The sequence below is a fragment of the Marichromatium gracile genome (assembly GCF_004343155.1).
GTDB classification, from domain to species: Bacteria; Pseudomonadota; Gammaproteobacteria; order Chromatiales; family Chromatiaceae; genus Marichromatium; species Marichromatium gracile.
This window is the reverse complement of sequence record NZ_SMDC01000009.1, coordinates 127,977-150,496: the sequence shown is the minus strand read 5'-3', so window position 1 is coordinate 150,496 and position 22,520 is coordinate 127,977. Positions and strand designations below refer to the sequence as shown.

At 69.6% G+C, this 22,520-nt stretch carries 15 protein-coding genes; 9 read left to right on the top strand and 6 right to left on the bottom strand.

The window, feature by feature from the left end; genetic code table 11:
- Complete coding sequence (locus EDC29_RS13040) at positions 1-234, bottom strand: YMGG-like glycine zipper-containing protein (protein ID WP_005223423.1); 234 nt, start codon at positions 232-234, stop codon at positions 1-3.
- Positions 235-612: 378 nt separating this feature from the next.
- Here EDC29_RS13040 and EDC29_RS13035 point away from each other — a divergent pair, with 378 nt between their 5' ends.
- Positions 613-1,293: a DUF3334 family protein gene (locus EDC29_RS13035; RefSeq protein ID WP_123141787.1), complete on the top strand. Its 681-nt coding sequence runs from the start codon at positions 613-615 to the stop codon at positions 1,291-1,293.
- Positions 1,294-1,417: 124 nt separating this feature from the next.
- Here the strand turns inward: EDC29_RS13035 and EDC29_RS17535 are convergent, their stop codons facing one another.
- The 3 genes from EDC29_RS17535 to EDC29_RS13020 form a co-directional block, all read right to left on the bottom strand.
- A complete protein-coding gene (locus tag EDC29_RS17535) occupies positions 1,418-1,855 on the bottom strand; it encodes a DUF2934 domain-containing protein (protein ID WP_165913522.1) in 438 nt (145 codons plus the stop codon).
- 260 nt (positions 1,856-2,115) lie between these two features.
- Positions 2,116-4,635 (bottom strand): ABC transporter permease, encoded by a 2,520-nt coding sequence (locus EDC29_RS13025; protein ID WP_132230247.1) that lies wholly within the window; start codon positions 4,633-4,635, stop codon positions 2,116-2,118.
- Complete coding sequence (locus tag EDC29_RS13020; protein WP_123140433.1) at positions 4,605-5,315, bottom strand: ABC transporter ATP-binding protein; 711 nt, start codon at positions 5,313-5,315, stop codon at positions 4,605-4,607. The genes EDC29_RS13025 and EDC29_RS13020 overlap by 31 nt, the downstream gene beginning before the upstream one ends.
- Before the next feature lie 257 nt (positions 5,316-5,572).
- Between EDC29_RS13020 and EDC29_RS13015 the strand changes: the two genes are divergently transcribed.
- The 6 genes from EDC29_RS13015 to mgtE all read left to right on the top strand — a co-directional run bounded on the left by EDC29_RS13015 (position 5,573) and on the right by mgtE (position 12,532).
- Positions 5,573-6,757 (top strand): polysaccharide deacetylase family protein, encoded by a 1,185-nt coding sequence (locus tag EDC29_RS13015; protein ID WP_123140434.1) that lies wholly within the window; start codon positions 5,573-5,575, stop codon positions 6,755-6,757.
- Positions 6,758-6,863: 106 nt separating this feature from the next.
- Positions 6,864-8,342, top strand: a complete 1,479-nt coding sequence (locus tag EDC29_RS13010) for a polysaccharide deacetylase family protein (protein ID WP_123143320.1) — start codon at positions 6,864-6,866, stop codon at positions 8,340-8,342.
- A gap of 128 nt (positions 8,343-8,470) precedes the next feature.
- Complete coding sequence (locus EDC29_RS13005; RefSeq protein ID WP_123140436.1) at positions 8,471-8,881, top strand: flagellar basal body-associated FliL family protein; 411 nt, start codon at positions 8,471-8,473, stop codon at positions 8,879-8,881.
- Positions 8,882-8,907: 26 nt separating this feature from the next.
- Positions 8,908-10,521 carry an ExeA family protein gene (locus tag EDC29_RS13000; RefSeq protein ID WP_123140437.1) on the top strand — a complete coding sequence of 538 codons (1,614 nt, stop codon included), beginning with the start codon at positions 8,908-8,910 and terminating at the stop codon, positions 10,519-10,521.
- The gene (locus tag EDC29_RS12995) at positions 10,518-10,976 is read left to right on the top strand and encodes a hypothetical protein (protein WP_132230245.1); all 459 of its coding nucleotides are present in this window, start codon (positions 10,518-10,520) and stop codon (positions 10,974-10,976) included. The genes EDC29_RS13000 and EDC29_RS12995 overlap by 4 nt, the downstream gene beginning before the upstream one ends.
- A gap of 113 nt (positions 10,977-11,089) precedes the next feature.
- A complete protein-coding gene (mgtE, locus tag EDC29_RS12990) occupies positions 11,090-12,532 on the top strand; it encodes a magnesium transporter (protein ID WP_123140439.1) in 1,443 nt (480 codons plus the stop codon).
- Between the two features lie 61 nt (positions 12,533-12,593).
- On the opposite strand, the gene nhaD is transcribed toward mgtE, so the two are convergent.
- Positions 12,594-14,018, bottom strand: coding sequence for a sodium:proton antiporter NhaD (gene nhaD, locus EDC29_RS12985; RefSeq protein WP_123140440.1), 1,425 nt, complete (start codon positions 14,016-14,018; stop codon positions 12,594-12,596).
- 594 nt (positions 14,019-14,612) lie between these two features.
- On the opposite strand from nhaD, the gene EDC29_RS12980 reads away from it, so the two are divergent.
- On the top strand, positions 14,613-16,181 hold the full coding sequence (locus EDC29_RS12980; protein WP_165913521.1) for a methyl-accepting chemotaxis protein: 1,569 nt from the start codon (positions 14,613-14,615) through the stop codon (positions 16,179-16,181).
- A gap of 120 nt (positions 16,182-16,301) precedes the next feature.
- Here EDC29_RS12980 and EDC29_RS12975 read toward each other — a convergent pair whose 3' ends face one another.
- Complete coding sequence (locus tag EDC29_RS12975) at positions 16,302-19,145, bottom strand: valine--tRNA ligase (RefSeq protein WP_132230241.1); 2,844 nt, start codon at positions 19,143-19,145, stop codon at positions 16,302-16,304.
- Positions 19,146-19,733: 588 nt separating this feature from the next.
- On the opposite strand from EDC29_RS12975, the gene ppdK reads away from it, so the two are divergent.
- Positions 19,734-22,505 (top strand): pyruvate, phosphate dikinase, encoded by a 2,772-nt coding sequence (ppdK, locus tag EDC29_RS12970; protein ID WP_132230259.1) that lies wholly within the window; start codon positions 19,734-19,736, stop codon positions 22,503-22,505.
- The last annotated feature ends 15 nt before the right edge of the window (positions 22,506-22,520 follow it).

Below are 22,520 nucleotides of genomic sequence, written 5' to 3'. Positions count from 1 at the left end.
TCAGCGGCGCCCCTGGGCCTTCTGGTCGCGATCGTAGAGAAAGCCACCGAGGGCACCGGCGCCGGCGCCGATCAGCGCGCCCTTGCCGGCGTCGCCGCTGAGCGAGCCGATCGCGGCCCCGGTGGCCGCGCCGAAGGCGGCGCCGCTGCCGGTGCGCGAGGTGGTGGTGGTGCCGCAGGCGCCGAGGGCGAGTGCGGCGATGAGCGCGGTGGGGATCAGTGCATAGGCGTGCATTTGGCGTGTACCTGTGCGGGTTGTCCGGGCCGGGGCGTCCCTGTCGTCATGCGATCGTCCTGGCTGCTAGCGTGGTGGCAAGGGCGTCCCAGCGCAAGCCCTGGCGCGCCCACCGGTGCGAATCGGACGGACGAGGTGTCGGGCGGTTCGTCCCCCGAGGCTTGGAGGCGTCGCGTCGCTCCACTATAGTTCCAGACGATGACGGACACAGCGCCGGGTGAATGCACCCGTCCTCCCGGGCCCGGTCGCACGCCGTGCGCGGCACGGTGCGCCGGTTTCCGAGCCAGCCGGTCCGCGCCCCTCGTGGCGTGGACCACGCCCCCCAGATCCCGATGCCGTTGACGCCCGGGGTCGCCCATCCAGCTTGAGACGATTCTGGTGGCAAAACCAAAGACTATTTCGACAGACGACATTCTGGTGATGTTGTGCAGTTCGGTGACGAAGGTACTCTCCACCGCCACGGGTAACCAGATCGGCTATTCGCCGATGGTGCAGAAGATCACCCGCACCTGTCTGCGCCCGGACATCGGCTGCTTCGTGCTGTTCGACGGTGGATTCTCGGGGTTGGTGATCATCAACTTCTCGTCGCAGGCGGCGATGGAGATCTATCGCTCCTACATGACCAACATGGGGATCTCGGAGTCGGAGCTGGCCACCGTGCACACCTCCGACGAGGTGGCCAACATGCTCGGCGAGCTGATGAACCAGATCGTCGGCGACTTCACCGGCAACGTCGGTCGTGATCTGCAGGTCTCGATCAACCAGAACCAGCCGAAGATGCTCACCATCAACAAGGAGGTGATGGTCAGCATCGACACCAATCTCGATCGTCCGCAGGCCCGTCGCGTCGCCTTCACCACCGCCCGGCGCAATGTCTTCTACATGGAGCTGGCGATGGACAAGACCGAGTTCCTCAAGCTCCACGACTTCGAGCGCGAGGAGGTCGATCCCGATCGCATCCTCGCCGAGCAGAAGCAGAGCGACGGTTCGGTCAAGAGCGGCGCGCCGCAGCAATCGGCGCTGGTCGATACCGACCTGCTCGAGGAGCTGGGTCTCTAGCCCGTCCGGTCCCGACGCCCCGGCACAGGGAGGTGCCGCGGCCATGCGTCTCGACGACGCATCGATTCATCCTTCCCCCTCTCGACGCCCGCGCCCGGCGCGTCCCTGCACCGCCCTGGCAGGCTCAGCCGCGCCCGGAGAGTTGTGCGTGGGCCAGCATGGCGTCGATCTCGCGCTCGGCCTCGACCCAGTCCTCGCGCTCGTGTCCGGGCGCGAAGCCGCGACGCTCGGCCTTGTAGTAGGCCGCCTCGCGGATCATCGCCAGACGGTGCTCGGGGTCGACGGTGAGAAAGCGCGTCGGCGGGGTGTAGCTCGCGGCGGGCGTCGCCGCCGGCGCGCTCGCCGCCGGCTTCGGTTGCGCGCGCGGTGCCGCCGCCGCGGTGGTCTTCTTGGTGGTGGTGCGCGCGCTGGTGCGAGGGCTCTTGGTCGTGCTCGCGGCGCTCGCGCGCTTCTTGCGCGGGGTTGCCGGCTTGGTCGCGGTCTTCTTGGCCGCGGCCTTGTCCGTGCTGGTGGCCCGCTTGGGGGCGGTCTTCTTGGTCACGATCTTCTTTTCTTCAGCCATGTCGCACACTCGCTTGTGGATTCCTGTCGGGCCAAACCCCTGGGGCCGTACCCTTTCGGTTTGCCTGCACGGACGACCGTCACGGGATCGCTGATCCGGCGCGACGGAAAGGGGTCCGGGGCGGGGTCGGCGCGACTGCCGCGATCTGGCCTGGCGGGTGGCGGCCGGCATCGCCTCGAGACCTCCATAGAATACACATAATCGACCTCGTGTCGGGCTGCGTCCAGGGCGATGGCGATAGGCGTACGCGGGGATCGAATTCAGTCCCCACGCAGCCCGCGCGCGGGTGGCTCGCGCCCCGCGCGCAGCGCCGGGGGCAGGGCGGCGGCGAGCGCCGCACACCAGGCCAGCAAGGGGCCGGAGAGGAGCGCCTGCGGCGGGATCTGCAGGGCCATGCTCCAGCCGAAGGCGCGCACGTTGATGATGCGAATCAGCAGCTCGCCCATCACCAGTCCGAGCGGGATGGCCAGCAGCCCCGCCACCAGTCCGAGGATCGAGCCCTGCGCCAGCAGCGTCAGGGCCAGGGTGCGGCCGCTCATCCCGGTGGCACGCAGCAGCGCGTGGGTGCGGCGGCGTTCGAGTTGCAGCGCGAGCAGGGCGCTGAGCACGCCGACGAAGGCGACGGCGAGTGCGAGCAGACGCAACACCTCGGTGATGGCGAAGGTGCGATCGAAGATCTCCAGGGTGAGCGTGCGGATCTCGCCGCTGGCGGTCAGCAGCAGGGTGCGATCGTGGGTCTCGGCGAGCGCCTGCACGCGCTCGCGCACCCGTTGCGGATCGCCGTCGGGGGCGAGCCTCAGGGCGAGCGAGCCGATGCCGATTCCCTCCCAGTGTGCGCGTGCCTCGCGGTAGGGGAGCATGAGCAGACCGCGATCCGAGCCGTAGTCGCGAAACACCGCGCCGACGCTGAAGCGGCGCCAGCCATCAGGCGTGGCCAGTTCGATGCGATCGCCGGGGGCGAGACGGTGATGATGGGCATAGGGCTCGGAGACGAGGATGCGTCCAGCCGCCCAGGGGTCGCCGTCGAGTCGCGCGAGCAGCAGCGGTCCGGTGGCGTCGGGGGCGGGGCGGTCGCGTACCAGCAGGGTGGCGTCGCCCTCGCGGGTGGTGACCGTCATGCGGCGTGCACGGATCACCGAGGCGACCCCGTCGGTCGCTACGAGCGCCTCGTCGAGACCGGGGGGCAGCGGGGCCTCGCGGCTGTCGGCGGTGACATAGAGTTCGCCCTCCAGGGTGTGGTCGAGCCAGTCGATCACGCTGTGACGGAAGCTCTCGATCATCACCCCGACCCCGACGCTGGTGGCCACGGCGAGGGTCAGCGCGGCCGCGGCGATGCCGGTGCGGGCGACCGAGCCGGCCACCGTGCGCGCCGCCAGCACCAGCGCCAGCGGCGCGCCGAGCCGGGCGCCGAGCCCGGCGAGCGCGGCGGCGGCCCCGCGCAGCAGCGCCGGGACGCAGAGCACCAACCCGAGCACCACCATGAGCAGCAGCGCGAACCCCTGCGCGAGCGATTCCCCCGGGAGCAGGGTCGCGAGCCAGCCGGTCAGCGCCAGCGCGGCGCCGAGCCGGGCGAGCGGCGCGGCCCAGCCCTGGGCGCGTCGTTCGAGCCCCTGGGCGCGCATCGCCTCGCGCGGCGCGACGCCGGCGGCCTCCAGTGCCGGGGCGAGCGCGGCGAGCAGCGCCACGCCGAGCGCCAGCCCGGCGCCGAGCACCAGGGTCGCGGGGTCGAGCGCGAGCGTGCTGACCTCGAGGCGGAAATAGAGATCGTCGATGGTGCGCGCGACCAGCTGCACCAGCCCCCGCCCGGCGAGGATGCCGAGGGCGATCCCGAGCAGTGCGCCGACCAGGGCGAGGGCCAGGGTCTCGGCGAGCACCAGTGCGGCGATCCGCGTACGGGTGGCGCCGAGCGCGCGCAGGGTGCCGAACAACGCGCGCCGGCGCACCACCGTGAAGGTCTGGGTGCTATAGACGATGAAGCCGCCGACCAGCAGCGCGATCAGGCTCATCGCCAGCAGGTTGATGCGAAAGGCGCGGGTCATCTCGTGGAGCGCCGCGCCGCGTTGGGCGCTCGCTTCCAGCCGCAGTCCCGGCGGTAGCGCGGCGGCGACCCCGGCGGCCGCCGCGGGCGGCAGCACCAGATCGATGCGATCGACCACGCCGTCGCGCCCGGCAAGCCACTGGGCGCTGCCGAGATCGGCGAGCGCGAGGCCGTCGAGCCCCTGCTCGATCACCCCGACCAGTCGCGCCTGCCGGGTGTGGCCGCCGTGACGTACGCTCAGCCGGTCGCCGGGGACCGCGCCGAGACGGCGGGCATCGGTCGCGCCGAGCAGCAGCGCGCCGGGCTCGGTGAGCAGGGCGGCGAGCCGCGACGGGTCGGGCAGGGCCTCGGCGGCGAGCGCGCTGCCGCGCAGCGTGTCGGCCTGGAGCAGATCGATGCCGAGCAGGGTGAGGCCCTCGCCCTCGAGGCGCAGCGGTTGCTCGATCACTGGTGTGGCCGGGTAGGGGGCGAGGGCCCGCAGCAGTCGCGCGGCCTCGGCGTCGGCGATACCCGTGCCGCTCGACTCGATGCGATGACTGGCGCGGCCGTCGAGCTGCTCGACCGAGAGCGCGATGGCGCGGCGCGCGCTGTCGTTGGCCAGCCCCACCGCGACCACCACCGCGACCCCGAGGGCGATGCCGAGCACCGCCAGCGCGCTCTGCCAGGGCTGGCGCGAGAGCTGGCGCAGGCTGATGCGGGCGAGCAGCGGGATCACCAGGACAGCGCCGTGTCGTCGGTGCACAGCCGGCCGCGTTCGAGGGTCAGCACCCGATCGGCGATCGCCGCCACCGCGCGGCTGTGGGTGACCAGCACCAGGGCGCGCCCCTGCTCGCGAAACAGCGCCGCGAGCAGCTCCAGCACCCGCGCGCCGGTGTCGGCGTCGAGGTTGCCGGTGGGCTCGTCGGCGAGCACCAGCGCGGGCGCGTGGATCAGCGCCCGACCGATCGCCACGCGCTGCTGCTCGCCGCCGGAGAGCTGGTCGGGGAAGGCCTCGGCGCGACCGTCGAGCCCGAGGCGTTCGAGCATCGCGCTACAGCGCGGTTGCGCCTCACGGGCGCGCACGCCGTCGAGTGCCAGCGGCAGGGCGAGGTTCTCGGCCACGGTCAGCTCGTCGATCAGGTTGAACGATTGATAGATGAAGCCGACGCGGCGGCGGCGCAGCCGGGTCAGCGCCGGTTCGCCGAGGGTCGAGAGCCGCGTGCCGTCGATCTCCACCCAGCCGTGATCGGGCCGGTCGATGCCGGCGAGCAGGTTGAGCAGCGTCGACTTGCCCGAGCCGCTGCGCCCGAGCAGCGCCACGCACTCGCCGGCATGGGCGCTGAGGCCGACGCCCTCGAGCACCCGGCGCTCGCCGTGGCCGCCGGCCTCGCGGTAGTGTCGGTGCAGGTCGTGGGCGCGAAGCAGGGCATCGGTGTGGGGCATCGCCTCTCCAGCGGGTGGCTGACGGGGGTGTCTCCCGGCGAGATGGTGGGCGGGGAGGGCGGGCACAAGGGGCAACGCCCGGCGCTATCGATGGGGTTGGATGAAATGGGGCGCGAGTGACCGTCATCCGAGCGTAGTATGTCTGTCCCGGACCCTCTGTTATGCTCTAGGGACGGTCGTCCGGCATCTCCGGGGCGCACCGGACACCACGGCCGGATGCCGTCGGTCGCTCATCACCCGTCGCGGGGTCGCTCGTCATGACTGTGCACCATGCGCTCGTGCTCAACCTGCACCAGCCCACCGGCAACCTCGAGCAGTTGCTCGAGCACCAGCCCTGGGAGGCGCGCGAGATCCTCTTCGCGCTCGATCGCATCCCGCGCAGCCTGTGGGGACACGAGGCGCTGGCGCGGGTCCACCTGTCGCTCTCCGGCACCCTGCTCGAGACCCTCTCCGACCCCGAGTTCCAGCAGCGCGTCTACGGCGTCGTCGACTGCGGCTCGCTGCTCTGGCACCTGCAGAACCAGCGGCTGTTCGAGATCCTCGGCACCGGCTATTACCACCCGGTGCTGCCGCTGACCCCCGAGGCCGATCGCCTCGAGCACCTCGGGCGCTGGCTGGGTGTGGCGCGTCATCTGTTCTGGCGCCCGCGCTTCGACGGCTTCTGGCCGCCGGAGATGGGCTTCTCGATGGAGCTGATCCCGCAACTACGCGCCGCCGGTTATCGCTACGTGCTGGTCGACAGCGAGCACGTCGAGCCGGTCACGCCGATGAGCTGGCAGGCGCTGCGCTACCGTCCGCACATCGCCCGTCATGGTGGCGCCGAGATCGTGGTGGTGGTGCGCGATCGCGAACTCTCCGACGCCCAGGAGTCGGGGATGGAGGTCGACTGGTTCCTGCGCGAGGTCGCCGAGCGCACCAGGTGGTGCGACTTCGAGCCGCTGGTGACCACCGCCACCGACGGCGAGAACGGCGGCTGGTTCCGCAACGTCACCCCCGGAGCGAACTTCTGGAGCGCCTTCTATCTGCCGCTGCTCGAGCGCGTCGGCGCCGGGACGGCGGCGCTGGTGCCGACCTTCATCGGCGACTATCTCGAACATCACGGCTTCCACGGCGAGGTGCGGGTACGCACCGGGGCCTGGAACACCGGCTGGCATCACGGCCGCGACTTCACCCAGTGGACCGGCTCGGCGCGCCAGCGCGCGGCGCTCGATGACTGCGCCCGGGTCAGCGCCGCGCTGCACCAGGCGCGCCGGGCCGCCGGCGAGCGCGACGACGGTGAGGCCCTGACGGTGTTGGGCGAGGCGCTGAACGCCTTGTTGCGCGCCGAGACCAGCTGCAACTTCTATTGGGGCGAGGACTGGGTGGGGCGCGCCGAGGCCGACCTGGCGCGGGCGGGCGCGCTGCTCGCCGGGGCGTCGCCCGAGCCCGTCGCCGACGACTGAGCGCCGGGCTGGCGCGGCGGTGGCACGATGCCCGCCGCGCGGGATCCACGGGCGCGGCCCGTCGCCGCGCCCGCTCGTGCATCACCAGCAGCAGAGGAGCACCGCCGTGGACCAGTTACCCGAATACATCGACGAATTGCCCAACATCAGCGGTCACGAGGCCGAGGTCGCGCGGGTGGCGACAGCGGCGCGCGCGCGACCGCTGTTTGCCGCGCCCGGCGGCATCGACTTCCCGCGGGTGCGCGCGGCCACCGCCATCGCGCTGCATCAGCACCAGCCGCTGATCCCGGCCGGCGGGTCGGACCTGCGCAGCGCCGCCATCATCAGCAACCTGCAATACATGATGGAGCACCAGGACATCGGCGATAACCACAACGCCCCGGCGTTCGTCTGGTGCTACAAGCGCATGGGCGAGTTCATCCCCCAACTGATCGGCGAGGGCCACGCGCCGCGCTGCATGCTCGAGTACTCCGGCACCCTGTTGCACGGGTTGCGGCGGATGGGCGAGCACGGGGTGATCGAGGCGCTGCAGACGATCACCTGCAACCCCGACTACAGCCCCGCGGTGGAGTGGCTCGGCATGCCCTGGGGCCACGCGGTGGCGCCCTCCACCCCGGTGCAGGACTACCGGCTGCACGTGCGTGCCTTCCAGCACCACTTCGCCGCCCTCTTCGGCTGGGAGGCGTTGGAGCGGGTACGCGGCTTCTCGCCCTCGGAGATGGCGCTGCCCAATCATCCGGACGTCGCCTACGAGTTCGTCAAGACCCTGGTCGACTGCGGCTATCAGTGGGTGCTGGTGCAGGAGCACACCGTGATCGAGCCCGAGACCGGCGCTCACCCGCGCCGCCCCCACCTGCCGCACCGGCTGGTGTGCACCAACTCCAAGGGCGAGCAGGCGAGCATCATCGCCATCGTCAAGACCCAGGGGTCAGACACCAAGCTGGTGGCGCAGATGCAACCCTGGTACGAGGCCCAGGGGCTCGCGCCGCTGACCCTCGACGGGCATGAGGTGCCGCCGCTGGTCACCCAGATCGCCGACGGCGAGAACGGCGGGGTGATGATGAACGAGTTCCCGCCCAAGTTCATCGAGGTGGTGCGCGCGGCCAGCGGCTCCGACACCCCGTTGATGAACGTCAGCGAGTATCTCGAACACCTGTTCGCGCTCGGCGTGCGCGAGTCGGCGCTGCCCGAGGTGCAGCCGCTGTTCCAGGACCGCATCTGGGCGCGGATGCAGCCCGGCGACGGCCCGCAGCGACTGGCCGAGGTGATCGACACGCTCCAGCGCGAGGACGACCGCTTCCACATGGACGGCGGCAGCTGGACCAGCGATCTGTCCTGGGTGGCCGGCTATGACAATGTGCTCGGGCCGATGGAGGAGGCCAGCGCGCTGTTCAACGAGCGCGTGCTGGTGCCCGGGATCGATAGCGACGACCCGCGCTACCGCAACGCGCTCTTCCATCTGCTGTGCTCGCAGACGAGCTGCTACCGCTACTGGGGGCAGGGCGAGTGGACCGATTACGGGCGCGAGATCTGCCGCCGCGCGATGGCGATCATCGAGCACGACCTGCCGCGCCCCGGCGGTTGAGTAGAGGCGCCCGGGCCTGGCCCTTTGCCCGGCCGCCCGCCTGGGGTAGAGTCATCGGTTGGACGCCGGACGCAAGGACGGCACCTTCCGGCCCCAGGCGGGGCATCATACGTACACAGTGAAATCCCATGAAGAACGCAGTGACTCAGCTCGCACTCGTGCTGACCCTGGTGCTCGGGCTGGCACAGCTCCAGCCGGTCGCGGCCCAGGACGAGCCCTTTACCGATAACTACATCGCCATCGATCCGGCCCTGATCGTCAACCTCGCCGGCGAGAGCCGTACCCGTTTCCTCAAGGTCGGCATCGATCTCTATGTCCGCACCGCCGAGGCGGCCGACGCGGTCAATACCCATATGCCGCTGATCCGCGACCGGCTGATCAGCTATTTCGCCGGTCGCACGGTCGATGAGGTGAGTGCGCTCGATCAGCGTGATGCGCTACGTCTGGGCGCGCTCAAGGCGGTACAGGAGGGGCTGCTCGAACAGGCCGGAACCTTTGCCGTCGATGGTCTCTATTTCGGCAGCTTCATCATCCAGTAAGCCGGCAGCCGCCGCGAGCGACAGCCGTGTATCCCAGTTATTTCGGTCTCTCCGAACCCTGTTTCTCGATCGCGCCCGATCCGCGCTATCTGTTCCTCAGCGCGCAGCATCGCGAGGCGCTCGCGCACCTGGTCTATGGCGCCGGCGAGCAGGGCGGTTTCGTGCTGCTCACCGGCGAGGTCGGCACCGGCAAGACCACGGTCTGTCGCGCCTTCCTCGAACAGCTGCCCGAGCACGTCGAGGTGGCGCTGATCCTCAACCCGTGCCTCACCGCCCGCGAGTTGCTGGTGGCGGTGTGCGAGGAGTTCGGCATCGCGATCGCCGCCGACGAGCGTTCGCTCAAGCGTCTGGTCGATGCCCTCAACCAGTATCTGCTGGCGCTGCACGCCGAGGGGCGACGCGCGCTGCTGATCATCGACGAGGCGCAGAACCTGCGCCCGCGCGTGCTCGAACAGATCCGTCTGCTCACCAACCTCGAGACCAGCACCCACAAGCTGCTGCAGATCTTTCTCATCGGCCAGCCCGAGCTGCGCCGGATGCTGGCACGCGCGCAGCTGCGTCAGGTCGATCAGCGGATCACCGCGCGGGTCCATCTGCACCCTTTCGATCATCACGAGACCAGCGCCTATATCGGCCACCGGTTGGCCGTCGCCGGTTGTGAGCGGATGCCCTTCACCGCCATGGCGCTGTGGCGCATCCACCGCTGGAGCCGCGGTCTGCCGCGGCTGATCAACATCCTCTGCGACCGCGCCCTGCTCGGCGCCTATGTCAGTCGTCACCCACGGGTCGATGCCGGGATCGTCGCCCGCGCCGCGCGCGAACTCGGCGGCGACCCGGTCGATCATCATGACCGCTCGCGCGGCGCCTCCCCGACACTGGTCGTCGGGGCGGTGTTGGCCGTGGCGCTCGGGGCCGCCTGGTGGGGCATGGACTGGCTCGGCGCGAGGTCGTCGCACCCGCTTGCCGGGCCAGGCACGAGCAGCGAGGCCGAGGTCGTCGAGCCGTTGCCCCGGCGTCTCCCCGAAGCGTTGCGGGCGGCCGCCGCGACCGAACCCGAGGCGATGCTGCGGCTGCTGCGTCGCTGGGGTGTCGAGCTCGAAACCCTGGGCGAGGGCGCGCCCTGCGCGCGCGTCGCCACGCTCGGGCTGCGCTGCGAGTCGGGTCGGGGGGCGCTCGCGGTGCTGCGGCGGCTCGACCGCCCGGCGCTGCTCGCGGTCGAGCCCGAGAAGGATGCGCCCGAGGCGCGTTATCTGGTGCTCGCCGGGCTGCGCCGAGACACGGCGTTGATCGATGGCCCCGAGGGGGCGGTCGAGATCCCCGCCAAGGCGCTCGAGCGGGCCTGGTCGGGGGACTTCGTGGTGCTCTGGCAGCCGCCCCCGGTCGGCGGGGCGGTGATCGGTCCCGGCGACGAGGCCGAGGCGATCCGCTGGCTGCGCCGACTGCTCGCCGAGGTGCCGGAGCTGGGCTTCAGCGATCTCGAGACCCCCGGCTTCGACCCGGTGCTGCGCAAGGCGCTGGAGCGCTTCCAGCGCAGCCAGGGGCTGGAGGCCGACGGGCTGGCCGGCGCACGGACTCTGATCGCACTGCACAATCAGGTCGACCTGCCGGGGATCGCCCGGCTGCGGGAGGTCTCGCCATGAGTTACATCCTCGAGGCATTGCGCCAGTCGGAGCAGGCGCGCGGTCACGATCGCTCGCCGCCGGCGCCGGCCCTCGCGCCGGCGCCGGTCCCCTCGCGCTGGGGATTGGTGGCGACGCTGCTCGCGACCCTGGCGCTGGCGGTGGCGCTCTACGGGGCGTGGCGGGTGTCGACGGTGCCGCTCGTGCCTGCAGCCGCGCCGGATGCGGTCGCGTCCGCGCCGCCGTGGGTCGCCGTCGAGCCGTCGCCAACCCCGCCGCCAGTCCCCCGGTCGTTGCCTGAGGCGCCCGGGGCTGTCGAGCCGCCCGAGTCGCCCGGGCCGCCACCGCCGAGCGCCGATCCGGCGCCGCCGGTGGCGGCCCTGCCCGCGGAGCTGCTGCGCGATATCGAGTCGTTCAAGCGTGAACTCGAGCGCACTCGGACCACGGTCCCCGCGACGCCCGTCCCGGGGCGCTGACCGTCACGCCGGATCGGTATAATCGCCTCGGTCCGCGGTCGCGCGGCGCGCGGCCTGTGCGAGGTCGTCCGCACGGCGATCCCCTCATCCCCGCTCAGCCCGGCCTCACGCGCATGTCACAGTCGAAATCCCGCGATCCCGACGTCCTCCACCGTCATCTGCGCGACGTGCAGGAGCTGCTCTCGCGCCAGCGTCTGGTCGACGAGCTGGTGCATCGTCAGCAGATGCCGCACCGCGACCTGGTCGAGTCGATCACCCACAAGCAGAATCTGGCGCGGCTGCAGCGCAAGCTCGACCGTCTGCACCCGGCCGATATCGCCTGGATCCTCGAGACCCTGCCGCTCGCCGACCGGCTGTTCGTGTGGGAGCTGGTGCGTGCCGACAAGGACGGCGACATCCTCCTCGAGGTCTCCGACGCGGTGCGCGCGAGCCTGCTCGAGACCATGGACCATTACGCGCTCAAGGCGATGGCACTGGGTCTCGACGCCGACGAGCTGGCCGATCTCGCCCCCGACCTGCCGCCCGAGGTGGTGCAGGCGGTGCTCGCCGCGCTCGATCAGGACGAGCAGGCGCACGTGCGCGAGGCGATGTCCTACCCCGAGGGCACGGTCGGCGCGCTGATGGACTTCGACCTGATCAAGGTTCGCGAGCAGGTCACCCTGGGCGCGGTGCTGCGTTATCTGCGCCGCTTCGGCGCGCTCCCGGACCACACCGACAAGCTCTTCGTGGTCGATCGCGAGGAGCGCTTCCGTGGTCTGCTGACGCTCGAATCCCTGCTGGTCAACGCCCCCGAGCGCACCGTCTCCGAGGTGATGAAATCGCGCGCGGTGGTCACCTTCCGCCCCGACGACGACGCCGGCGCCGCGGCCCAGGCCTTCGAGCGCTACGACCTGGTCTCGGTGCCGGTGGTCTCGGAGCGCGATCGGGTGATCGGGCGACTGACGGTCGACGACATGGTCGACTACATCCGCGAGGAGTCCGAGGCCGAGATCCTCGGCAACGTCGGTCTGCGCGAGGAGGAGGATCTGTTCGCGCCGGTGATCCGCTCGGTGAAGAACCGCTGGGCCTGGCTGGCGATCAACCTGATCACCGCCTTCGTCGCCTCGCGGGTGATCGATCTGTTCGAGGACTCGATCGGTCAGTTGGTGGCGCTCGCCGCGCTGATGCCGATCGTCGCCGGGATCGGCGGCAATGCCGGCAACCAGACCATCACCATGATCGTGCGCGCGATTGCCATGGGGCAGGTCGAATCGGCGGCGCTGGGACGGTTGTTGCGCAAGGAGCTGGGGGTGGCGCTGATCAACGGTCTGGTGTGGGGCGGGGTGGTCGGGGTGCTCGCCGGGGTGCTCTACGGCAGTCCCGGACTGGGGGTGGTGATGATCGCCGCGATGACCCTCAACCTGCTGCTGGCGGCCACCGCCGGGGTGTTGATCCCGCTGTTGCGCCAGCGCTTCGGCGGCGACCCGGCGCTCGGCAGTTCGGTGCTGATCACCGCGCTGACCGACTCCGGCGGGTTCTTCATCTTCCTCGGACTGGCGACCCTGTTGCTGCTCTGAGCGCCGGCCCCGGGCGGGGCCGGCGTGGTCGGTCCACGCCGGGCGGCGTGGACCGGCGCGATCAGCCGCCCACCGGCATCGAGAAGTAGCGGTGGTTGATGATGAAGTGAGCGAGGATGCTCACCACGTAGCCGAGCGCGATCACCGGGGTCCAGCGCAGGTGGCCGAAGAAGGTGTACATGCCCTTCGACTGCCCCATCAGCGCCACGCCCGCCGCCGAGCCGATCGACAGCAGGCTGCCGCCGACGCCGGCGGTGAGGGTGACCAGCAGCCACTGGCCCTGGGTCATGTCGGGGTTCATGGTCAGCACCGCGAACATCACCGGGATGTTGTCGACGATCGCCGAGAGCACGCCGACCAGGGTGTTGGCGATGGTCGGGCCGAGATCACCGTAGGCGACCTGCGAGACCAGCTCGAGATAGCCGATGAAGCCGAGACCGCCGACGCAGAGGATGACGCCGTAGAAAAACAGCAGGGTGTCCCACTCGGCGCGCGCCACGCCGGTGAAGATGTCGAAGGGGAGGGTGTCCTCGATCTCGCCGCGCTTGATGGTGGCCTGCTCGCCGGTCTTCTTGAGATAGAAGCCGAAGAACTTGAGATAGGCCAGACCGGTCATCATGCCGAGCACCGGCGGCAGGTGGTAGAAGTTGTGGAAGCTCACCGCGGTGGCGATGGTGGCGAGGAACAGCAGCACGATGCGCAGCGCGCCGCGCTTCATCCGCACCCGCTCGTCGCTCGGCGGCGGGGTCTCGTTGGGGATGGCGCGGTGCATGAAGGCGGCCGGCACGGCGAAGTTGAGCACCGAGGGGATGAACAGCGCGAAGAAGGTCTGGAAGTCGATCAGACCCTTCTGCCACACCATCAGCGTGGTGATGTCGCCAAACGGGCTGAAGGCGCCGCCGGCGTTGGCCGCGACCACGATGTTGATGCAGGCGAGGCCGACGAAGCGCGGGCTGTCGGCGCCGACGGCCATGACCACGGCGCACATCAGCAGCGCGGTGGTGAGGTTGTCGGCCACCGGCGAGATGAAGAAGGCGAGCAGACCGGTGGTCCAGAACAGGGTGCGGTAGCTGAAGCCCATACGGATCAGCCAGGAGCGCAGCGCGTCGAACACCTGCCGCTCCTCCATGGCGTTGATGTAGGTCATCGCCGCGAGCAGGAACAGGAACAGCTCGCCGAACTCCATGATGTTGTGACGCACCGCCTCGGCGGCGGCCTCGGGCGCGCCGTGGTGGGTGGTGTAGTAGTAGGCGATGATCAGCCAGATCGCGCCGGCGGCGAGCACCACCGGCTTGGACTTGCGCAGGTGGGTGAACTCCTCGGCCATGACCAGGGCGTAGGCGGCGACGAAGATCGCCAGCGCCGAGAAGCCGACCCAGCTGGTGGTCAGGTCGAAGTGCTCGACGGCCGACTCCGAGGCCATGGCCAAGGCCGGTGAGATGAACAAGAGGGCGGTGATCAGCCCCCTGAAGACGGGATGATGCATAGGGTTTCCTTGTGTGTGAGGGTTCGTGACGACCACGGCGCGGGCAGGCCGGCCGCTCGACCGGGACGCCGTGGAACACGGATTTTCGCAAACGAAAAACACTTTAGGATGCCGCTTGAAAAAGGTTTCTGGCAAGTCCCGTGCCTTTTCTCGTCCTCCCTTCGGGCCCCAGTCCCGCTGGCCGGAGCCGTGCGCTCGCGTGCCTCGGGTCCGTGGCGGCTGAGGGTGCCGGTCCACGAAGCGATGTCCGGCAATCCTGGCCGCTGATGCGTCGCTGCGCTCGTCATCCTGATCGCCGGTCCGATTCCTGAACGGGCCGACGAGCGGCATCTGGGTGCATCACTGCACTGGCGCGGTGCGAGAAGCGGTCACTGCATCGTCAGCACGCTACGTGTCTTGAAAAGCCCCTGATGGGGGCCATTGCTTGGAGACGATCGGCTCGGGATTCAGGGCTGGAGGTGAGCGTGGCCGATTCGTTCGGAGCGCTCGCCGGTGTCGCCCGCGGCACGTCGGTGTTCACGATGCCCGGTGGTGACTGCCCGGTATGACCTGAACCAACACGATGGACCAGGATGGGGGGCTCGGATGTTGGAGATGCACGTTCAAACGGGTCGGGTCGGCGGGGATCGCAAGCGCGACAGGACGGTCATCGACACGGAGGTCACCTTCGATCGGGAGCAACAGCTGGTGTCGACGACCGATCTGCGTGGAATCATCATCTATGCCAACGACGCCTTCGTCGAGGTCAGCGGCTACACCCTCGACGAGCTGGTCGGGCGACCGCACAACATCGTGCGCCACCCCGATATGCCCGCCGAGGCCTTTCGCGACATGTGGGAGAAGCTCAAGGCCGGCGAGAGCTGGCGCGGGCTGGTCAAGAACCGCTGCAAGGACGGGCGTTACTACTGGGTCGACGCCTATGTCACGCCGATCTTCGAGCGCGGCGAGCGCGTCGGCTACCAGTCGGTGCGCACCTGTCCGGCCGGACGTCAACTGATCGAGCGCGCCGAGCATCTCTACGCGCGGATGCGGCGCGGTCGGCGGGTGGACGTGTTGCGGCTGGTCCGGCTGGTCACGCCCTGGGTGGTGGGGACGTTCGCCCTCGCTGCCGCCGCCTGGCTGTTGTCGCCCTGGGTGATCGCCGGCGCCCTGATCGCCACCCTGACGCTGTTGGTCGGCGGGGCCGAGCTGGTCGGCTGCCTGCGTCTGTTGCGACGGATGCGCCAGGAGTACGACAGCATCAGTCGTCAGGTCTATGCCGGCGACGCGGTGGCCGACGTCGTGCGTTTTCGGGTCGGTCTGCTCGAGGCGCGGGTACGCACCATCCTCGGTCGGGTGACCGATCGCGCCGACAAGCTCAAGCTGCTCGCCCAGCGCACCGCCGACGCCTCCGCCGAGACCCTCGGCGATGTCGAGCTGCAACGCAACGAGCTCTCGCAGATCGCCACCGCGATGACCCAGATGAGTACCACCATCACCGACATCGCCAACATCACCAACGAGTCCGAGGGGCTGCTGGAGCGTACCAGCGCCAACTGCACCAGTGCCCGCGATCGCATCCACCACAGCGCCCAGCGCACCCTGCGGCTGGCCGATACCATGGAGGCGGTGGCCGGGCAGTCGAACGATCTGCGTCAGGCCGCCGACAAGGTCGGCGGGGCGATGCAGGAGATCAACGGGCTGGCCGAGCAGACCAATCTGCTCGCGCTCAACGCCGCGATCGAGGCGGCGCGCGCCGGCGAGCACGGGCGCGGCTTCTCGGTGGTGGCCGACGAGGTGCGCAACCTCTCCACCCGCACCCAGCGCTTCACCGGCGAGATCCGTACCAATATCGAGCAGATGAATGCCTATATCGCCTCGTTGGTGCAGTCGCTCGGCGACAGCGTCGAGGGCGCCAGGGTGTGCTCGACCGACAGTCGCGAGTCGATCACCCTGGTCGAGGAGATCACCGAGCAGCTCGGTCAGGTGCTCGACTACATCCACCGCGTCGCCTCGGCGACCGAGGAGCAGGGCGCGGTGGCCGAGGAGATCAGCCGCAACAGTCATCGCGTCGACGATGCCGCGCGCAACACCCTGGAGAAGAGCCGCGAGCTGGCCGAGGTCGCCGACGAGGCGCTCAGACAGCTGCAGCGTCTCCACGACATGAGCCGCACCTTCGGTTGAGGACGACGCGCCCCGGTCGCGTTCAAGGCGTTTGTCGGAGGGGAGGGGAAGCCGGGCGCGCCGCTGCGCGCCCGGCGTGGTCCGGCCGGGATTGCCCCGGCCGGTCGCCAGTGTTGTGGCTCAGAGCGCGGCGATGCGCTCGCGCTGGGCACGCAGCTCGGCGATCGCGCGGCTGTGGTCCTCGAGCTTGGCGCGCTCCTTGTCCACTACCGCCGCCGGTGCCTTGTCGACGAAGTTGGGGTTGGCGAGCTTGCCCTCGGTGCGCTTGACGTCGTTCTCCAGACGCTCGATCTCCTTGTCGAGTCGCTTCAGCTCGGCCTCCTTGTCGATCAGCCCCGCCATCGGGATCAGCACCTTCATCTCCCCGACCAGGGCGATGGCCGACTCCGGCGCCTCGGCCGGGTCGTCGAGCACGGTGACCGACTCGGTGCGGGCGAGGAAGTCGAGATAGTGGCGCGCGCTCTCCAGCCGCGCCCGATCCTGCGCCGAGGCGTTGGTCACCAGCACCGGCAGCTGCTTGCCGGGGGCGATGTTCATCTCGCCCTTGATCCGTCGCACCCCGAGCACGAACTGCTTCACCCACTCGATCTCGGCGACCGCCTCGGGGTCGGCCGCTGCGGCGTCGACCTTGGGGTAGGGTGCGAGCATGATGGTCTCGCCCTCGACGCCGGCGAGCGGGCGCACCTTCTGCCAGATCTCCTCGGTGATGAAGGGCATGATCGGGTGGGCCAGACGCAGCAGCGTCTCCAGCGTGTGGACCAGGGTGTGACGGGTGCCGCGCTTGGCCGCGTCGCTCGCCTCGGCACCGGTGAGCACCGGCTTGCACAGCTCCAGGTACCAGTCGCAGAAGGCGTTCCAGGTGAACTCGTAGATCGCCTGGGCGGCGTGGTCGAAGCGGTAGTGATCGATGGCGTCGGTCACCGTGGCGGTGGTCTCGGCCAACCGCGCGCGGATCCAGCGATCGGCGGCGCTCAGTTCGAGCGCGCCGCCGGCGGCGCCGCAGTCCTCGCCCTCGGTGTTCATCAGCACGTAGCGCGAGGCGTTCCACAGCTTGTTGCAGAAGTTGCGGTAGCCCTCGATGCGCCCGAGGTCGAACTTGATGTCGCGACCGGTCGAGGCGAGCGCGGCGAAGGTGAAGCGCAGCGCGTCGGTGCCGTAGCCGGCGATGCCCTCGGGGAAGTCCTTGCGGGTGGCCTTGGTGATCTTCTCGGCCAGATGCGGCTGCATCATCCCCTTGGTGCGCTTCTCGACCAGGTCCTCCAGCTCGATGCCGTCGATCAGGTCGATGGGGTCGAGCACGTTACCCTTCGACTTCGACATCTTGTCGCCGTGGGCGTCGCGCACCAGGCCGTGGATGTAGACCTCGCGGAAGGGCACCTCGCCCATGAACTTGATGCCCATCATGATCATCCGGGCGACCCAGAAGAAGATGATGTCGAAGCCGGTGACCAGCACCGAGGTCGGGTAGAAGGTCTTGAGGCGTTCGGTGTCCTCGGGCCAGCCGAGGGTGCTGAAGGGCCACAGCGCGGAGCTGAACCAGGTGTCGAGCACGTCGTCGTCCTGACGCAGCTCGATCTCGGGGCCGAAGTCGTGACGCTCGCGCACCTCCGCCTCGGAGCGTCCGACATAGACGTTGCCCTCGCTGTCGTACCAGGCCGGGATGCGGTGTCCCCACCAGATCTGGCGGCTGATGCACCAGTCCTGGATGTTGCGCATCCACTCGAAATAGGTGTTCTTCCAGTTGTCGGGGACGAAGCGGATGTCGCCGTTCTCCACCGCCGCGATCGCCGGTTCCGCCAGCGGCTGCACGCGCACGTACCACTGATCGGTGAGATAGGGCTCGATCACCGCCCCGGAGCGGTCGCCGCGCGGCTGCTGCAGCTTGTGGTCGCGCACCGCCACCAGCAGACCCTGGGCCTCGAGATCAGCGACGATGCGCTTGCGCGCCTCGTAGCGGTCGAGTCCGACATAGGCCTCGGGGATCAGCTTGCCCTCGTCGGGCTCGTTGGCGCGGATCGCCGCATCCGCGGTGAAGATGTTGATCAGGCCGCCGTGGGGCTGGTCGGCGATCGCCGACTCGTCGCGATGACGCAGCCACACCTGGTGGTCGTTGAAGTCGTGCGCCGGGGTGATCTTCACGCAGCCGGTGCCGAACTCGGGGTCGGCGTGCTCGTCGGCGACGATCGGGATGCGCCGTCCGGTCAGCGGCAGCTCGACGTACTCGCCGATCAGGTGGCTGTAGCGGTGGTCCTCCGGGTTGACCGCCACCGCGCAGTCACCGAGCAGGGTCTCGGGACGGGTGGTCGAGACCACCAGATAACGCACCTTGGCCATGCGCATCGGCCGCACCAGCGGATAGCGCATCTCCCACATGTGGCCCTGCTCCTCCTCGGAGAGCACCTCCAGGTCGGAGACGGCGGTGTGCAGCACCGGATCCCAGTTGACCAGACGCTTGCCGCGATAGATCAGCCCCTCCTCGTAGAGCCGCACGAAGACCTCGCGCACCGCCTCGGACAGCCCCTCGTCCATGGTGAAGCGCTCGTGCTCCCAGTCGAGCGAGGCGCCCATGCGGCGCAGCTGACGGGTGATGTTGCCGCCGGACTCGCCCTTCCACTGCCACACCCGGTCGGTGAAGGCCTCGCGACCGAGATCGTGACGGGTCTTGCCCTCGGCGTCGAGCAGGCGCTCGACCACCATCTGGGTGGCGATACCGGCGTGATCGCTGCCCGGCTGCCACAGCGTCTGCTTGCCCTGCATCCGCTGGTAGCGGATCAAGGCGTCCATGATGGTGTCCTGGAAGGCGTGCCCCATGTGCAGGCTGCCGGTGACGTTCGGCGGCGGGATCATGATGCAATAGGCACCCGACTCGCCCTGCTGTGTCCGCGGGACGAAGTAGCCTCGCTCCTCCCAGTGGCTGTACCAGGTCTTCTCCAGGTTCTGCGGGTCGTAATTCTTGTCCAGCATGTCGGTTCAGGGCTCGTTGATGGTGCGAATGCGAAACCTGTCAGTATACCCGATGCAAAGGGCCTGAAAATGACGGACGAGGACGGTCGCCAGCGACCAGGAGGCTTGAACCGCTATGACGCGAAGGCCGCGAAGGAGATGAGACGTATGCAACCCGTAGGGTGGGCAAAGCGCAGCGTGCCCACCGGGTGCGAGCGATGACCTGCGAGATGGAGCGGGGAAGGCGGCCAGCCGCCAGCCGCCAGGCTTGAACCGCAAAGCCGCGAAGCGCGCAAAGGGGATGATGCGGGATGCCGGCGCGAGGCCACGGACGGCGCGGGTCCGCACCACCGTCGGGTGATCGCGTCCACTGGCGGCTGTCGGCTCAATCCCCCTTCGCGTCCTTCGCGGCTTTGCGGTTCAAGCCTCTCCGCGACTGGCGACTGGCGGCTGGCGGCTGGCAACTGGTGGCTGGAAGCTGACGGCTGGCGACTGGCTGCCCGCCCCCCGCATTTCCCCGTGCGTTTCCTCGTCGACACGATAGACTCGAAGCCGACGCCGCCGGCGTGGCCGGCATCCATTCGCACACGAACGAGAGGACCGATGATGATGGCGACGACCACCCAGTCCGTGTTCGCATTCGAGGACGGCGACGGCAAGGACAAGCAACTGCTCGGCGGCAAGGGGGCGAATCTCTGCGAGATGACCCAGATCGGGCTCAACGTGCCGCCCGGCTTCGTGATTGCCACCAGCGCCTGTCTCGATTATCTGGCCGCGCCCGAGCAGGGGCTGCCGGCGGCGCTGATGGAGGAGGTGCGCGCGCAGATGCGCGCGGTCGAGGAGAAGACCGGCAAGGGCTTCGGCGACCCCGACAACCCGCTGCTGGTCTCGGTGCGCTCGGGCTCGGCGATGTCGATGCCGGGGATGATGGACACCATCCTCAACCTCGGGCTCAACGCCGCCACCCTGCAGGGCGAGATCCGCGCCACCGGTGACGCGCGCTTCGGCTACGACGCCTATCGCCGCTTCATCCAGCTCTTCGGCAAGGTCGCGCTCGGCATCGACGATGCGGTCTTCGACACCGCCTTCGAGGCGATCAAGCGCGCCGCCCACGCCCGCCAGGACGTCGATCTCTCGGCGCGCGAACTCGAACAGGTCTGCGAGCGCTTCCTCGTGCTGGTGCGCGAGCACACCGGCCAGCCCTTCCCCGAGGACCCCTACCAACAGCTCGAACTCGCCATCCAGGCGGTGTTCAACAGCTGGCAGGGCAAGCGCGCGGTCGACTACCGGCGTCAGTTCCACATCACCCCGGAGATGGCCAACGGCACCGCCGTCAACGTCGTCACCATGGTCTTCGGCAATCGCGGCGAGGACTCGGCCACCGGCGTGGCCTTCACCCGCAACCCGGGCACCGGCGAGAACCGGCTCTACGGCGAGTATCTGGTCAACGCCCAGGGCGAGGACGTGGTCGCCGGCATCCGCACCCCCAAGCCGATCGACCGTCTCGCCGACGAGATGCCGGAGATGGCCACCGCGCTCGCCGAGCTGCGCGACAAGCTCGAACGCCACTACCGCGAGGTGCAGGACTTCGAGTTCACCATCGAGCGCGGCCAGCTCTACTGCCTGCAGACGCGCAACGGCAAGATGAACGCCACGGCGATGGTGCGCACCTCGGTGGAGATGGTCGAGGAGGGGCTGATCGAGCGCGAGCGCGCGCTGCTGCGCATCGCCCCCGACCTGCTCGAACAGATGCTCTTCCCCCGGCTCGACCCCGGGGTGGTGGCCGAGTCCGTCGCCCAGGGGCTGCCGGCCTCGCCGGGGGCGGCCTCGGGGATCGCGGTGTTCGACGCCGACCGCGCCGAGCAGCTCGGGCGCGAACAGGGGCTGAAGGTGATCCTGGTGCGCGAGGAGACCAAGCCCGAGGATATCCACGGCTTCTTCGCCGCCGCCGGCATCCTCACCTCGCGCGGCGGCAAGACCTCGCACGCGGCGGTGGTTGCGCGCGGCATGGGCAAGCCCTGCGTGGCCGGGGCCGAGGGCATCAGCGTCGACGTCGAGCGACGCGAGGCGCGGGTCGGGCTGACCCGCTTTCGCGAGGGCGAGATCATCACCATCGACGGCACCTCGGGCAAGGTCTACATCGGCGCCATCGCCACCGTCGAGCCGGAGTTCACCGCCGAACTCGGCACCCTGCTCGGCTGGGCCGACGCGCACGCCCGGCTGCGCGTGCTCGCCAACGCCGACACCCCGGACGACGCCCGCCGGGCGCGCCGCTATGGCGCCGTCGGCATCGGGTTGGCGCGCACCGAGCGCATGTTCAACGACGTCGAGCGGCTGCCGATCGTCATCGAGATGATCGTCGCCGAGACCCCGGAGCAGCGTCAGGACGCGCTCGACCGGCTGCTGCCGCTGCAACGCGCCGACTTCCAGTCGCTGTTCGAGGTGATGTCGCCCAACCCGGTGACCATCCGTCTGCTCGACCCGCCGATCCACGAGTTCCTCCCCGACGCCCAGGTGCTCGAACGCGAGATCGCCGACCTGCGCGCGCTCGAGTGCGGCGCGCGCGGGCTCGGCGTGCTCGCCGGGGCGATGGGCCTGCTGCACGCCGAGGACACCCTGCGCCACGAGGTTGACCGCGCCCGGCGGCTGGTCGAGCCGGCGCTGGTCGAGGAGGCGATCGCCAAGAAGGAGGCGATGCTGCGCAAGGTGCGCCTGCTCTACGAGACCAACCCCATGCTCGGCCATCGCGGCGTGCGGCTCGGCATCACCTTCCCCGAGATCTACCAGATGCAGGTGCGCGCCATCCTCGAGGCCGCCGCCGAGTGCGCCAAGGCCGGCATCGAGGTCCATCCCCAGATCAAGGTGCCGCAGGTCTGCACCGCGCAGGAGCTGCGCATGGTCCGCGCCTCGGTCGAGACCATCCACGCCGAGGTCGCCGAGCGCTACGGCGCGCCGGTCGCCTTCCGCTTCGGCACCATGATCGAGGTGGTGCGCGCCTGCATGCGCGCCGAGTCGCTCGCCGAGGAGGCCGACTTCTTCTCCTTCGGTACCAACGATCTCACCCAGGCGACCTTCTCCTTCTCGCGCGAGGACGCCGAGAACAAGTTCCTGCCGCTCTACAACCAGTCCGGCATCCTCCAGGACAACCCCTTCGACGTGCTCGACCGCAAGGGCGTCGGCAAGCTCATGGAGCTGGCGGTGGAGTGGGGACGGCGGGTCAAGCCCAACCTGCACGTCGGCATCTGCGGCGAGCACGGCGGCCACCCCGACTCCATCGCCTTCTGCCATCAGGCCGGGCTCGACTACGTCAGTTGCTCCGGTCCGCGGGTGCCGGTGGCGCGGCTGGCGGCGGCGCACGCCGCGCTGGCCGGGCGGCAATGAGAGGCATGGTCCGGC